Annotated in this window: 10 protein-coding genes; 7 read left to right on the top strand and 3 right to left on the bottom strand. The window is 52.9% G+C overall.

Going from position 1 to position 13,822, the window contains the following annotated elements; genetic code table 11:
• Positions 1-38: 38 nt before the first annotated feature.
• Positions 39-782, bottom strand: coding sequence for a hypothetical protein (locus tag JCR24_RS06470; protein ID WP_238980332.1), 744 nt, complete (start codon positions 780-782; stop codon positions 39-41).
• Positions 783-1,002: 220 nt separating this feature from the next.
• Between JCR24_RS06470 and JCR24_RS06475 the strand changes: the two genes are divergently transcribed.
• The 5 genes from JCR24_RS06475 to JCR24_RS06495 all read left to right on the top strand — a co-directional run bounded on the left by JCR24_RS06475 (position 1,003) and on the right by JCR24_RS06495 (position 7,597).
• Positions 1,003-2,235 carry a CAP domain-containing protein gene (locus tag JCR24_RS06475; protein WP_238980333.1) on the top strand — a complete coding sequence of 411 codons (1,233 nt, stop codon included), beginning with the start codon at positions 1,003-1,005 and terminating at the stop codon, positions 2,233-2,235.
• Between the two features lie 156 nt (positions 2,236-2,391).
• Entirely contained in the window at positions 2,392-4,350 is a 1,959-nt protein-coding gene (locus tag JCR24_RS06480) for a phosphodiester glycosidase family protein (RefSeq protein ID WP_238980334.1), read from the top strand.
• A 500-nt stretch (positions 4,351-4,850) separates the two neighbouring features.
• Positions 4,851-5,252 (top strand): hypothetical protein, encoded by a 402-nt coding sequence (locus JCR24_RS06485; RefSeq protein ID WP_131872578.1) that lies wholly within the window; start codon positions 4,851-4,853, stop codon positions 5,250-5,252.
• Positions 5,253-5,415: 163 nt separating this feature from the next.
• A complete protein-coding gene (locus JCR24_RS06490) occupies positions 5,416-6,156 on the top strand; it encodes a hypothetical protein (RefSeq protein WP_238980335.1) in 741 nt (246 codons plus the stop codon).
• 31 nt (positions 6,157-6,187) lie between these two features.
• Positions 6,188-7,597 (top strand): S41 family peptidase, encoded by a 1,410-nt coding sequence (locus JCR24_RS06495; RefSeq protein WP_238980336.1) that lies wholly within the window; start codon positions 6,188-6,190, stop codon positions 7,595-7,597.
• A 173-nt stretch (positions 7,598-7,770) separates the two neighbouring features.
• Here the strand turns inward: JCR24_RS06495 and JCR24_RS06500 are convergent, their stop codons facing one another.
• Positions 7,771-8,664 (bottom strand): accessory Sec system S-layer assembly protein, encoded by an 894-nt coding sequence (locus tag JCR24_RS06500; protein ID WP_238980337.1) that lies wholly within the window; start codon positions 8,662-8,664, stop codon positions 7,771-7,773.
• Positions 8,665-8,702: 38 nt separating this feature from the next.
• Positions 8,703-11,096: an accessory Sec system translocase SecA2 gene (secA2, locus tag JCR24_RS06505; protein WP_047758303.1), complete on the bottom strand. Its 2,394-nt coding sequence runs from the start codon at positions 11,094-11,096 to the stop codon at positions 8,703-8,705.
• Between the two features lie 267 nt (positions 11,097-11,363).
• Between secA2 and JCR24_RS06510 the strand changes: the two genes are divergently transcribed.
• Both JCR24_RS06510 and JCR24_RS06515 read left to right on the top strand, forming a co-directional pair.
• Positions 11,364-12,446: a glycosyltransferase family 4 protein gene (locus tag JCR24_RS06510; protein WP_020278877.1), complete on the top strand. Its 1,083-nt coding sequence runs from the start codon at positions 11,364-11,366 to the stop codon at positions 12,444-12,446.
• Positions 12,447-12,681: 235 nt separating this feature from the next.
• Positions 12,682-13,800, top strand: coding sequence for a DegT/DnrJ/EryC1/StrS family aminotransferase (locus tag JCR24_RS06515; protein ID WP_021321960.1), 1,119 nt, complete (start codon positions 12,682-12,684; stop codon positions 13,798-13,800).
• Positions 13,801-13,822: the final 22 nt, after the last annotated feature.

Here is a 13,822-nt window from a genome sequence, read left to right on the forward strand (position 1 = left end):
GCTGTCCGAATGAATGGGGCAGCCTCGCTTTTTGCACGTTATTGTTCACTCGTGACCGTAACCGCCAACCCGTCCGCATCATAGGAAAGGGCAATCACAAGGCCGTCTTTGTGAAATGCGAGTGCAGGCGGGTAGTCTTGGCCAGAATCGGACTGTTCATACTGGTTTCCAAATAGCGTGATGAGCTGTTGTTTCAGATTGTTGTAAATCGCTGTGAGCTGATCGTTTGTATACTCCTGGCCGGCATCGAACGAGTAGCCGTAGAAGGCAAGCTTTCCGTTCTCAAATCCATAGACGAGCAGCGTATGATATCCGAAAAGAGAAGTCGAATAGACCCAGGCTTGGCCGCCGTCTATATTTTCTTGTAGGATCAATTTTGCGGTTTCCAACTTCTTGACTTGAGAAGTGGACATGCCGAGTTTTACTCCACGGAACAGCTGTTCCATTTTAACTTGATTGAGTTTTGCTTTGGAAGGAGTTTCGTATTTTACCCGGGCATCGCGATCGACATAATATCCGCCGCCTAAACCTAACATGCCAGGTTTAAACGTGTAAATGCGATAGACTCCGCCGGCTTTTAACGTTTTTATGTAAACTTTCTTCTCTCCTTGTAACTTATAAAGCTCGGTATCTTTCAAAACAGTTAATTTGCCGATCTGTCCCTGCACCAATTCCATGCCATTCCACCAAACTTTTGCTTGCGCATCGTGGGCGTGAAATGGCGACAGAAGGATTCCGGCGCTTAGCGCTGAGACTGCTAGAAATTTTTTCATGATCTTCATAAAGTATGCTCCTCTCTCACGAAAATGGAAGAATAATATGATCCATTTTAACCTATATTTCGCCCCTTAGCCAAGTGGGTGCGAAGCATGTTGGACGAAATTTCGACATTTGCACAGCCAAAGCGGCCTCTTTTTCGTTGAAATCATTCTTTTTTCTCTTTTCTTTTGATGGAAAGACCTCTATGATGAAAGAAAAAGAGAAAGGAAGGAGCGGGCGGAAGTGAGGAAATGGGTGCAGGCGGTGGCAATCGGAATGCTGTTGGCGGCGGTCGGATGGCTTTGGATGCCGAGTTCATCCATGGTCAAGGCGGGGGGATGCGGAGAACGTGTCGGCACGGAAAAAGTGTGGTGGGACGGTGCTGAACTGAAGCCCGGGCAAATCGGCCGGGTGACGGTGGTGGCGCCGACAGAGCTATGGTTGTCGAACAAAGCAGTGAAGACGCTGCCAAACGGTGGGGTGTACCGCGTGTACGCGTTGCGCGGCGGGGATTTCGATGTCGGCGGAGGATATGTGATTAAGAACGATGCCCGCGTCCGCTATGAAACGCCGTCAAGAGAGAAGTTGGCCGCTGCTTTATGCGTGCAGCAGGCGAAAACAAGCATGGCCGATGTCACGATGAACGGGGTGGCGATCGGCGACTCGCGCGCCAAGATCGAAGCGATGTACGGCAAGGCGAAGCGGAAGACGAAAAACGCCTACGGCCTATATTGGGAGGCGTATGATCAGGGCGGTTACAAAAACTTTTTGATGGTGAGCTATGACCGTGATCGGGTGGCGGCGATGTACACGAACCAACCGATTGTCCAAACGAAAAAAGGAACGGGCATCGGAACGGCGAAAACGGTGGTGGAAGCGCGCTACGGCCGGCCGCTCGCCTTCATCCAAAAAAAGGATGCCGTCTACGACATTCAAAATGACGAATACGGGACCTATCTTGTCAACGGCCGCTACGTCACCTTCTTTTATGACCGGTATAACAACAATCGGGTTGATGGCGTGCTGGTGGTGAATCGCGCACTGGAAGATAAAAAACCTGGATTTTATGGAATGCCGACGGAGGAGCTGCGCACAGCGTATGAATATCAAATTTTTGATTTAGCAAACGCGGCGCGCCGCTTGCACGGGCTTCCGGCGCTCGCGTGGGATGCGAAAGCGGCGGCGGTTGCCCGTGAACATAGCGAAGATATGGCGGTCCATCACTACTTCTCTCATACGAACTTGCAAGGATTGTCGCCGTTTGACCGTCTGAAGCGCCATGGCATCGCTTATCGCGTGGCGGGCGAGAACATCGCCTACGGACAATACGATGCGATTTTTGTCCATGAAGCGTGGATGCACTCGCTCGGGCATCGGCAAAATCTTTTATACCCGGACTTTACCCGCCTCGGCGTTGGGGTGGCGTTCAATGCATTCCATCAACCCTACTACTCTCAAGAGTTTTATGCCCCGTGACCGCGGATGATTTTTTCGCTTCTACAGAGCGTCCCAGCAGTGCTGGGACATTTTTTTTGACCAAATAAATGGAAAAAGATCCCCCTTTTTGTAGAAGTTTGTCGTATAATAGAATCGATTGCAACAAAATGATAGAAAGAGAGGAAAAGGGAACCAGTGAGAAAAGTGAAGAACATCATCCGCAGCGGGGTCGGGGCGGTGTTGGCGGCATGGACGGCGCTGCAAGCGACAGAAGTGGATGCCGCGGCGAATGTCGTCTACTGGGAAGGTATGCGCCTTGTGCAGGGGCAAATTGGGAAATTGGAGATTGTGAAACCTATTAATCTATGGAAACGGGAAAACGGGGCGCTGACGTTTGTCCGCGTGTTGCAGCCTGGAGAACAGTACCGGGTGTATTCGTATGACGAGGCGTTTGGCGGCCAATACGGGGTTGGCGGTGGATATTACGTCACCAATATCAAAGGGCATGTTGTGTATAAAACGCCGTCGAGGGAGAAGCTGAAGCTTGTCAATCCGGGGAAGTATGGGGCAAGGCAGCTGGCGGTCGGCACAGTGGTAAAGGAAGTGTCGACGCGCATTGCCTCTGGGGTGGAAAAAGAGGAAATGGAAATCGTCGGCGCGCGCGGCAAGCAGCACGTGTACAAGCTTGACATCGATACGTCGAATGAGAGGCTGGCCATTGAGACGGCGCTGTCCAATGATCAAGTGCTTGGCATTGAACCGGTGCTTGAGCAGGCAAAACGGTACGATGGCCGCGACGGAATCGTGCTGGCGGCGGTGAACGGCGATTATTTCAAACAGGATGGTTCGCCGACCGATTTGATGGTGCACCGTGGGGAAATTGTGATGACGAATACGACGCCGGCGGCGGAACGGACGATTTTTGGCATCAGCGCTGATGGGAAGCCGATGATCGGCAATCCGGATGTCCAGATTCGAGTTCAAATGGGACAGGGAAGCCCTTATCCCATTGACGGCATCAATAAACCGCGGCGTGCTCATCAGTTGATTTTGTATACCCCGTATTTCGCTGCCTCCACGAAAACGAACGCTCTTGGGACGGAAGTCGTGTTGACGAACGTCCAAGGGGTGTTGAACGGGAATGGAACGGTCACTGCAACGGTGAAGAAGGTGGCTGTGAGTCAAGGAGATGAGCCGCTTCAGCCTGGGGAATTGGTGTTGTCGGGCCACGGACGGGCGAGCGACTATTTGCGGCAAGCGAAAGAGGGGGATACGGTGCAAATTTCCCTTCAGTATGACCAGCCCGAATGGAGTGGGGTGAAAGAAGCGCTCGGCGGCCGATACCGGTTGGTGGCGGATGAAAAAGTGCAGTCGTTTTCGATTGAAGGAGTCCATCCGCGTACAGCCGTCGGCATTGACAAGAACGGAAATGTCATGCTCGTCGTTGTCGATGGCCGCCAGCCTGCCTATAGCCAAGGAATGACATTGAATGAGCTGGCCAAACTGATGCATGAGCTTGGCGCGGTCGATGCGATGACGCTCGATGGCGGTGGTTCTTCGACATTTGTCGTCCGCCAGCCAAACGGGCAGCTCAAAGTCGAAAACAAACCGTCTGATGGATTCGCACGGCCAGTGGCGAATGCGCTTCTTGTTGTGTACAAAGAGACGCAAGAGAACGGGGAAAGCGAAGAAGTGCTTGATGACTTTGAAACGGAGTCGAAGTGGAATGCATCGGGCGTCAACTATGTGGGGGCGGCGGTCGAACGGACGACAGAAAAGGTGAGAGAAGGAAAGCAGGCGCTGAAAATTTCATACGATTTCCGCGGGATGCCAGGGACATCCGGCGTCTATGCTAGTCGGGAGGAAGCGATTTGGATTTCGAAACGGCCGCAAGCGATTGGCATGTGGGTGTATGGAGACGGAAGCGGCCATTGGCTGCGCGCCCAGCTGCGGGATGGAAGCGGGCGCCGCATCTGGATCGATTTTGCCCGCCATGTCGATTGGATCGGTTGGAAATATGTGCAGGCCGCTGTGCCTAGCGATGTCGCGCTTCCGCTCATGCTGGAGATGCCGGTGCGTTATATGGAAACGGATATCGGGCGGAAAAACGCCGGAGCGATTTACATCGACGGCCTTCGCGCCATCTTCCGCTGATGCGCTCGCCTCCCCTGCTCGCCTAGAAGGATGGTGAATGAACAAGGGATGTTGCTCGCCGATAAGGATTCCTATATAGACTTCCATGACGGAAAAATTTCGTCACCAACGGAAGGATGAAAATCCCCCTCTATATTTTGCACATTTTCGAATTCGGGTATTTTCAGGATGCAACGAAGACGTGGAACAGATCCTTGACGGAAAAGCGGTTGGTCCATGTTCGACTGTCGAAGCAAGCCTGTGGCTTGCTTCCATCACACCAAGGCGTGACGGAAGACCGAACCACCGCCTGCTTCACAGACCCATCGATGGGTCTGGAAGCGGCGTGGTTCGTTCTATATACAGTATACTCTATATTATGTAAAAAATGTAAATTATAGAACTTCAAATGGCATCTATATAAATCGGGCCATCCTTGCATGCTGTTCTTCTGGGCATTTGCATTTCTCTGAAAAGTATTGTATATATGTGGATAGGCAAACCGCAAGGGAGGCAAAAGCTTGACGATGGACGAACAAACGTTGTTGGAGCAGTTGCGGAAAAACCCGCCGAAGCTGGTCGGAGGATATAAAAAACAAGGATGGGCGATCAAAGTGTTGGAGCGAATCGCCAATCCGGATGTGGAAGACGAAGGAGACGGCCGGGTGACGGCCAAAGCGGTGCTGCGGGCGCAAGACGGCACGTATTACCCGGCTTTTTTGACGATTGACCTCCATCAACAAGGAAGAGTCGTCGGCGTCTATTTCATCGCCGAAAACAAGGAACAGTTCGATTTGATTCCGTTCGAATGGGCGAAAGAGTTTCTTGGCAAGCCCGAGCAGGACGTGATTCCGTTTCGCTACCGGACGCTGAGCAAAATCGACGGCGACAAACAGCAAACCCATTGGCCGGACTTTAGTTGATCAAGGCTGGCTCTGACAGTCAAAAAGGTGGCTGAAGAGTCGGCCTTATTTTATGCTTTGAAGGGCTTAAGTTCGATTTTTTTCAGAACATATTTTCATTTTGTGTCTTTTCCAGTAAAATTGAAATACATGTTTACTATTTTCATAGATAGCAGGTGAAAGTGTGAGGAGAAAACGGAGAAAAGCATTTTCCATCATCGGATGGCTGGCGGTGTTTTGGTTGTCGTTTTCGCTGTTGACTGTTCAGGCGGAAGCGGCCTCGTTCCCGAATGTGGAGCGGCTTGAGCAGCATGCCGCCCAGCTTGAGCGGGCGATGAAAGCCAATCAATGGTCCAAGCCGTACCGTCTCTTCAACCAAGTCAAAAGCGATTATGAGGCGGCAAAAAAAGAAGTGGCGCGCGTGCGTCCGCAAACGGCAAGGGCGCAGTTGGAAAAACGGATCGCGGCCGGAGAACAGACAATCAAAAAGGCTTCTGCCTATATCAGCGCTGTCGAAAGCGGGGAGCGATTGCGCGCCTTGACGGCCAACGTCGACCGGGCGCTGCGGACGGGGGATGTGGATGTCGTGTACGATTCCTATGCCCTGTTGCAATACCAAATTCGCAAAACGGCGATTCTCATCGGCCGTGTTCCGGGAGCGGCGCTTCGCGAAAAGATGGAAGGATGGTTTCAACGCCCGGCTTTGGCTGTCAAGCAGCGCGCGTATTATGCCATCAATATTATGAAAGCCATGGACAAGCTGCTTGATGCGTATGATGAAGGGGATATCGCGCGGGCGGAGCGGCTGCTGTCGCTTTGCGACCGATGGCTGCCAAATGTGGTGGATGCGGCGACGCGCAAGCAGCTGGCGGTGTATATCGATGATTTTAAAGCGCCGGTTGTCTTAGATGTCGATATCGAATAAACCGGCGCATGTCGGGAGAGGAGAGACGGATATGAATGTGATTCAGCGATGGGCGGCGGCTCTTATGTTGCTTGCGGCTTCATTTTCGGTTTGGAGTCCGCCGGCGGAGGCGGCGGCTCCGGCGTCAACGAAGGTGCTCGAAGAAGTGAGGGAGTTGGTTCGTCAGTATTATGTTGAACCCGTAAGCGATCGAGTGCTGAAAGCCAGCACCCCGCAAGATATTGTCAAACAGCTTGACCCGTATTCTGCCTATATGACAAAGGAAGAATACGAGGAATTTTTGAAGTGGATTGATATGGAGTCTGTCGGCATCGGCGTGATGGTTGAGGAAGATGAGGACGGCGTCCACATCATGTCTGTCTTGGACAATGGGCCAGCCGCCCGCGCCGGACTGCAGCCGGGCGATGTGATTCGGGCGGTTGACGGGCAGCCGGTAACGAATGAGACAATGGAAAAAGTATTGAGCCTGATCGCAGGGGAAGAAGGAACGACGGTGGCCGTAACCGTTTGGCGGCCGTCGACCGAGGAAACCGTCAGCGTCACCATCAAGCGGGAAAAAATCGACTGGCCGAACGTTGAGTTCAAACGGCTGGCAGGGAATATCGGCTATATTCAGCTATATAGTTTTGATGAGACAGCGCCCGGTGAGATCGAACGCGCCATCCGCTCGTTAAGCGGGGTGAAAGGGTGGATTTTTGACCTCCGCGACAATCCGGGGGGATATGTGGAAACGGCGCAGAAAATCGCCGGCTTTTTCCCGAATGTGAAACAGGCGTTTCAGTTGCGCGACCGTTCGAATCACCCAGAAGTGTATGCCGCTGTCAAACAGCCGGTGCAAATGACGGGACCGATCCGGCTGCTTGTCAACGCGTCGAGCGCGAGTGCGTCGGAAATGTTGGCGGCGGCGGTGAAGGAGCAAAAGGCGGCCGTTTTGTATGGGCAACGGACGTTTGGCAAAGGATCGATGCAGGAAATGTTTGAGCTGTCGGACGGCAGCATGTTGAAGTTGACCGTCGCCCACTTTTTCTCGCCAAAAGGGACGCCGATTCATAACGTTGGGGTGAAGCCGGATGTGCCGACGGTCGTTGGAAAAGAGCTGTATGCCGCTCACCGCGATTTGCTTATTGGGCAGCTGAAAGGGTATCAGTCGCTCGGCAAGCTGCGCAATGCGCCGGTCGATAAGACGTTTGTCGTCCGTTTCTCTCGTCCGCTCGCCAATACCGCGGTAAGCGGAGTAAAATTGTATCAATTAGGTGGACAGGAAGTAGCGGTGACGGCGCAAATCCGCCGGGGGACGGAGCTTTTGATCAAACCGGCAGCGAAGCTGGCCAAAGGGCAGAGCTATTTGTTGGTCATTCCGCCGGTGTTAAAAAGCAAAGACGGTGTGGCGATGAAAAAAGGCGCTTACATGGAGATTCAAACCGCTGCTTCTACGAAATAAGGCTCTCCCATCGAGATGCGTTGGATAGCCGTCTGCTCTTGATGGTGCAAAGTTCGGCTGCTTCGACTAAGGCGCGGCCGACAGCGGGAGCGCGGTCGTTTTGAACGGAACGATGCAAAGAAAGCTGGCCTCCATCGGTCGTTTGGCGACCATGGGGGCCAGCTTTTTGCCGATTACGTTTCGCTTGATTGCGTTTCTTGCTTTTCGCTCTGTGCCGGGGAGGATGGGATTGTCACCTTCCAGGACGTCCAATCCGGTTCTGCTTTGTGCAGCAATTCCGGTGGGAAGAGGAACGTCCATGGTTTGCTGGTGTGAGCTTTCACTTCCAGATGGCAGGGAAATAATCCGCGGGCGACGATATCGCCAGCATAATCCCGCACTTCAAGCGGGATTTGTTCAAAATGGATATGTTTGTCGCTGCCGTTGCGAATGAGCAACGTGACGCCTAGTTCACCGGAAGGCAGCTGTTTCGCTTCAATGCCCATGAAGTTCACCTCTCCGGGAGCGGGAGGCGGAACCGAGTCAACGAGGGCTTGCAGATGTTGGCGCTGCTTGGCCGACAGCGTCTGCTCCCAGCTTTCCTCTAGGTCGAGCCGATGCCGCGGTGTCAGTTCAAAGGCGATCTTCCATCCATCTGCAGGCAACTGATCGACGAGCTTGTCCTCGGCGGCGAACAAAAACCGCCACGGGCGGGCCGTCATCGGCGGCAGTTCGCCGAAAGGGCTCATATCAAACTCTTTGCGGGCGATCGCCGTGCCATCCTCGTCAAGTAGCAACAGGCGGATTCGTTCAAAGCGAACCGGCTTCGGCAGCGTGTTGCGCAAAATGGCGACAGCGACAAACCCATCGTTGTATTCGACCAGCTTGACGCCGGAAATGGAAATTTGGTTTGGCTGAAGCGGCGGCAGCTGTTCGTGGTAAAAGCGATAGACGTACGTTTCTTCCGGAGACAGCTGCCAGTCCGGATGAAACGACAGCGTCGTTTTCGTTCCGACCTCCGGCTGTTTGACATGTTGCGCCGGCAGCTCGGCTTCCGGTTGCGTGCGTTGTTTTCGTCGGAAAATCATAGGGAACCTCCTTTACGAGGCGGCGTGCTGCGCCGCGGTTATGGTTTGTTCGCGGCGGCGGCCGCTTCGTCATCGATGACAAACTGGCTTTTCAAATAGTTCATGGCTGTCGTGCAAATGCCGGCGTCGATCGCTTGCTGCAGCGCGACGAATTCGCGGTAGGCGTCCATTTCAAAGGCGCGGTACGGATCCTCTTGGCCGTAGCTGCGCAAATGAATCCCCTCTTTTAATAAATTCAGTTGATTTAAGTGGCGAATCCAGTGGGCGTCGATTGTTTCAACCATCAAATGCTTAAGCCGCATGGTTTGTTCTTCGTCGCACGGAAGATCGGCGAGCGCCGCTTCAAGCGATTTGTATTCGTCCCAAACAAGCTGGGCGATTTCTTCTTTTTGCTTATGGCGAAGATCATCAATCGGATAGGCAAACCGGAAAAAGGCACGGCGCAGCTCGTTGTGCAGTCCTTCGATGTTCCACTCTTCAAAAAAGACGTTTTCCGGACAATAACGGTCGATCGTTTGCGTGATATGGCGATGGATGTGCCGAAGGAGCTCGGACAGCACCTCTGCTTGCTTCAGCGCCAAGACGCGATCGCGCATATGGTAGATGACTTTGCTTTGTTGGTCGATCACGGTGTCCAATTTCAATAAATGCAATCGCGCCGAATAATGGGCGTTTTCGATCGTTGTTTGCACTTTTTGGACGAACTTGATCGGGTCGGGCGACACGATGCGCCCGGTTTCATCCGTCTCGACTTTGCTTTTCCATTTTTTCAATTCATCTTGATCATACAAGCGGAATAAATCGTCGTCGAGCGAAATGATAAACTGGGAAGACCCCGGATCCCCTTGGCGTCCTGCCCGGCCGCGCAGCTGCATATCAATGCGATGGCTTTCATGGCGCTCTGTGCCAATGATGTGCAGCCCGCCAAGTTCCTTGACGCCTTCCCCAAGCAAAATATCGGTCCCGCGCCCGGCCATATTGGTGGCGATCATCACTTGCCCTTTTTGCCCGGCGGTCGCGATGATGCGCGCCTCTTCTTCCTCCGTTTTGGCATTGAGCAGGTGGTGAGGGATGCCTGCTTTCGAAAACGCTGCTGACAACCGTTCCGACTGAGCGACCGATGTCGTGCCGATGAGAACAGGGCGGCCGATGGCATTCATTTTTTTCACTTCGTCGATAATTTTCCGTACTTTCGCCTCGTACGTCTGGTAGACGAGGTCGTCCCAGTCGGTGCGTCGGGATGGCCGGTTTGTCGGAATCGTAATAACGCGCAGCCGGTACGTTTGCCAAAATTCTTCTTTCGACGGCGTAGCGCTGCCGGTCATCCCGGCCAGCTTCTCATACATGCGAAAATAGTTTTGGATCGTAATCGTTGCTTGGATGTCGTTTTCTTCGGTGATTTCCACACCTTCTTTCGCTTCAATCGCTTGATGCAGGCCGTCGCTGAACGAGCGTCCTTCCATCACCCGGCCGGTGAACGGGTCAACGATCATCACTTTGCCGTTTTTGACGATGTAATCGACATCCCGCCGCATGATAAACCAAGCGCGCAGCGACTGCATCGCATGATGGAGCAGCACGTGATGCTCCCAGTCGTATAGGTTATCGATGCCAAACGCCCGCTCGATTTTTTGCGCCCCTTCTTCGGTGAGGAAAATTTGTTTCGTCTCCGGAGACCGTTCATACTCTTTTCCTTCTTCGAAGGTGCGGACGATGCGTGCCATAATCGGGAACAATTCGGCTCCGATTCCCGATTTATTGGCGATGATGAGCGGGGTGCGCGCTTCGTCGATTAAAATGCTGTCGATTTCATCGATGATGGCGTAATACAGCGGGCGCTGCACTTTATCTTCGAGGCGGTACACCATGTTGTCGCGCAAATAATCAAAGCCGAACTCGGTGCCGGTGCCGTACGTGATGTCGGCCGCGTACGCTTCTTTTTTCTCGCTGGCCGTCATTTGCGACACATTCAGGCCGACGGTTAAGCCGAGAAAGCGGAACACACGGCCCATTTGTTCGCAGTCCCGGCGCGCCAAATATTCGTTGGCCGTAATAATGTGGACGCCTTTTCCAAGGAGGGCGTGCAAGTAGCTTGGCAAAGTGGCCGCCAACGTCTTTCCTTCCCCGGTCTGCATTTCGGCGATGTTTCCTTCATGCATCGCCAATCCGCCCATCAGTTGCACGTCGTAATGGCGCAGACCGAGCACGCGCCGCGCCGCCTCCCGGACGACGGCAAACGCCTCGGTTTTTATGTCATCGAGCGTCTCGCCGCGTTCGAGCCGTTCTTTGAAGACAACCGTTTTTTGGCGCAGTTGTTCATCGCTCAGCGAAGAAATGGTTGGTTCCCATTCATTGATTTGCGCCGCCAGCTTGGCAAGACGCTGCACTTCTCGCGCGCTTTCGTCAAATAGTTGCTTTACTTTTGCAAACATATGTCCATTCCTCTCCTAGACAGGCATGATTCACACCAAGTGCTCTAAAACCTAATTATAGCACAAGATGTTTCCTGTGGAGGGAGGATGTAAAATGTGGAATCGTTCGCCGGATTGGCGCTCGAGCTTCTCGCGGCAAGGGAAAAAGAAATTTTCCATCCTTGGGGACAAAAAAGGGGTGTAAAAAAAGATTGATTTACTCATCGTATATGGTAACATAAAGATGATGTGTGTTTCCGCGATTTTATAAGGCCAAGGTGATTGCACATGAATATGGAAGCATTTGCCGCATGTTTGGCTTCGTTTATTACAGTATTGGTCATCACCCCGTTCGTGATCAAGCTCGCCATCAAAATTGGGGCGGTCGATCGGCCGAACGGAAGAAAAGTGCATACAAAAGTCATGCCAAGGCTTGGCGGATTGGCCATTTTTATCGGTGTCGCCGTCGGCTATTTTGTCGGCGGGGTGTATAAAGAGCAAGTGACGGGGATGACGGTCGGCGCCATCATCATCGTGCTCGTCGGGATGCTCGACGATTTGTACGAGCTGTCGCCAAAAGTGAAGCTGGCCGGCCAGCTGCTGGCGGCGTTCGTCGTTGTCGCTTCCGGGCTGAAGGTCGATCTTTTGACTGTCCCGTTTGTCGGCACGTTTGAGTTGGGGCTGTGGAGCTACCCGATCACCATATTTTGGATTATCGCGATTACGAACGCCATCAACTTGATCGACGGGTTGGACGGATTGTCCGCAGGCATTTCCGCCATTGGAATTGCGGCCATTGCCGTCATGGCGGGCATGGCGGGCAAAATGCTCATTTTCACGCTCTGCTTGATCATCTTGGGCAGCGTCATCGCTTTCTTGTTTTACAACTTCCACCCGGCGAAAATTTTCATGGGGGATACCGGCGCGTTGTTTTTAGGTTATGCCATTTCCGTCCTGTCGGTGCTAGGGCTTTACAAAAGCGTGACGCTCTTCAGCTTCGTCGTTCCGGTGATCATTTTGGGCGTGCCGATTTTCGATACGACATTTGCCATTATTCGCCGCATTGTGAATAAAAGGCCGATCTCGGCGCCGGATAAGTCGCATCTTCATCATCGACTGCTGGCTCTCGGCTTTTCGCATCGCAACACGGTCTTGCTCATTTATGCGTTTGGCCTGATGTTTGCCATCAGCGCGATTTTGTTCTCCGCCTCGACGTTATGGCAGTCCATTCTCATCGTCTTTGCCTTGATCGTCTTCGGGGAACTGCTGGCTGAACTGATCGGCTTGGTCAATGATCAGTACAAGCCGTTTATGACCTTTATTCGCAAGCTGCTTCGGGGAAGCCGAAAAGTATACGGAAATGACCGATAAATAGCAAATGGGCCGTTTGTGTCATGAAAGGGACAAACGGCTTTTTTCAGGAATTGCCCTTCTTTGGAAAATTATACCCTTCTTTTTCGTTGTTTATGCAGCTTCTGCCGTTCCTTCGCTGATTTTTTTTGCGGCAAGGCCAAGATTGCCACAAAACTGTCATTATATATTGACGCAAATGTGATAAACTAAACATGTTTATTCTACATATTTTTTGGATTTGGAGGAACTTGCGATGAACGTGCCAATGTTGGATTTAAGCGAACAGTATGAACAATTGAAGCCGGAGATCATGCGCGTATTGGATGAAGTGATGCGCTCCTCTCGCTTTATTTTAGGAGATTATGTCAAAAAGCTAGAAGCAGATATTGCTGCCTACAGCCGGGCGAAACACGGAATCGGCTGCGGCAACGGAAGCGATGCGATACATATTGCTTTGCAAGCAGCCGGCGTCGGGCCGGGCGATGAAGTCATCACAACGGCGTTCACCTTTTTCGCGACGGCAGGATCGATTGCGCGGGCCGGCGCCAAACCGGTGTTTGTCGATATCGATCCGGTGACGTTCAACATCGATCCGGCGCAAATTGAAGCGGCGGTGACGGAGAAAACGAAAGCCATCATCCCGGTGCATTTGTACGGGCAAATGGCGGATATGGAGGCGATCGCCGCGATTGCCAAGCGGCATGGATTGGTTGTCATCGAGGACGCCGCCCAGGCGATCGGCGCGAAATACAACGGGAAATGCGTCGGCGAGCTTGGGACGGCGGCGACGTACAGTTTCTTCCCGACGAAAAACTTGGGCGCCTACGGGGATGGCGGCATGATCATTACGAACGATGACGAACTGGCGGAAAAATGCCGGGTCATCCGCGTTCATGGCAGCAAGCCGAAATATTACCATCATGTACTTGGCTACAACAGCCGCCTCGATGAGATGCAAGCGGCGATTTTAAGCGTCAAATTCCCGCATCTGGATCGGTGGACGGAACAGCGGCGCAAGCATGCGGCGACGTATACGCGCCTGCTCGAGGAGGCGGTCGGCGACCTTGTTGTGACGCCGAAAGAAGTCGATGGGCGCTATCATGTGTTCCATCAATACACGATTCGAGCGCCGAAGCGAGACGAGCTGCAAGCGTTTTTGAAAGAACAAGGGATCGCGACGATGGTGTACTATCCGCTGCCGCTGCATTTGCAACCGGTGTTTGCTTCGCTCGGATACAAGGAAGGGCAGCTGCCGGAGGCGGAAAAAGCGGCGAAAGAAGCGCTGTCGCTGCCGATGTTCCCAGAGCTGAAAGAGGAGCAGCAACAGTACGTCGTGGAGAAAATTGCGGAATTTTACCGTCATTCCGCTTGATCGTCCAACCGGCCAAAGGAGA

Origin of the sequence: Geobacillus sp. YHL, assembly GCF_022341265.1 — a bacterium.
Lineage (GTDB): Bacteria > Bacillota > Bacilli > Bacillales > Anoxybacillaceae > Geobacillus > Geobacillus thermoleovorans.

Excerpts from the sequence above, each read along its gene's own strand:
- JCR24_RS06470 (WP_238980332.1), bottom strand. The coding sequence starts at position 782 with ATGAAGATCATGAAAAAATTTCTAGCAGTCTCAGCGCTAAGCGCCGGA.
- JCR24_RS06495 (WP_238980336.1), top strand. The coding sequence starts at position 6,188 with ATGAATGTGATTCAGCGATGGGCGGCGGCTCTTATGTTGCTTGCGGCT.
- JCR24_RS06500 (WP_238980337.1), bottom strand. The coding sequence starts at position 8,664 with ATGATTTTCCGACGAAAACAACGCACGCAACCGGAAGCCGAGCTGCCG.
- secA2 (WP_047758303.1), bottom strand. The coding sequence starts at position 11,096 with ATGTTTGCAAAAGTAAAGCAACTATTTGACGAAAGCGCGCGAGAAGTG.
- JCR24_RS06510 (WP_020278877.1), top strand. The coding sequence starts at position 11,364 with ATGAATATGGAAGCATTTGCCGCATGTTTGGCTTCGTTTATTACAGTA.
- JCR24_RS06515 (WP_021321960.1), top strand. The coding sequence starts at position 12,682 with ATGAACGTGCCAATGTTGGATTTAAGCGAACAGTATGAACAATTGAAG.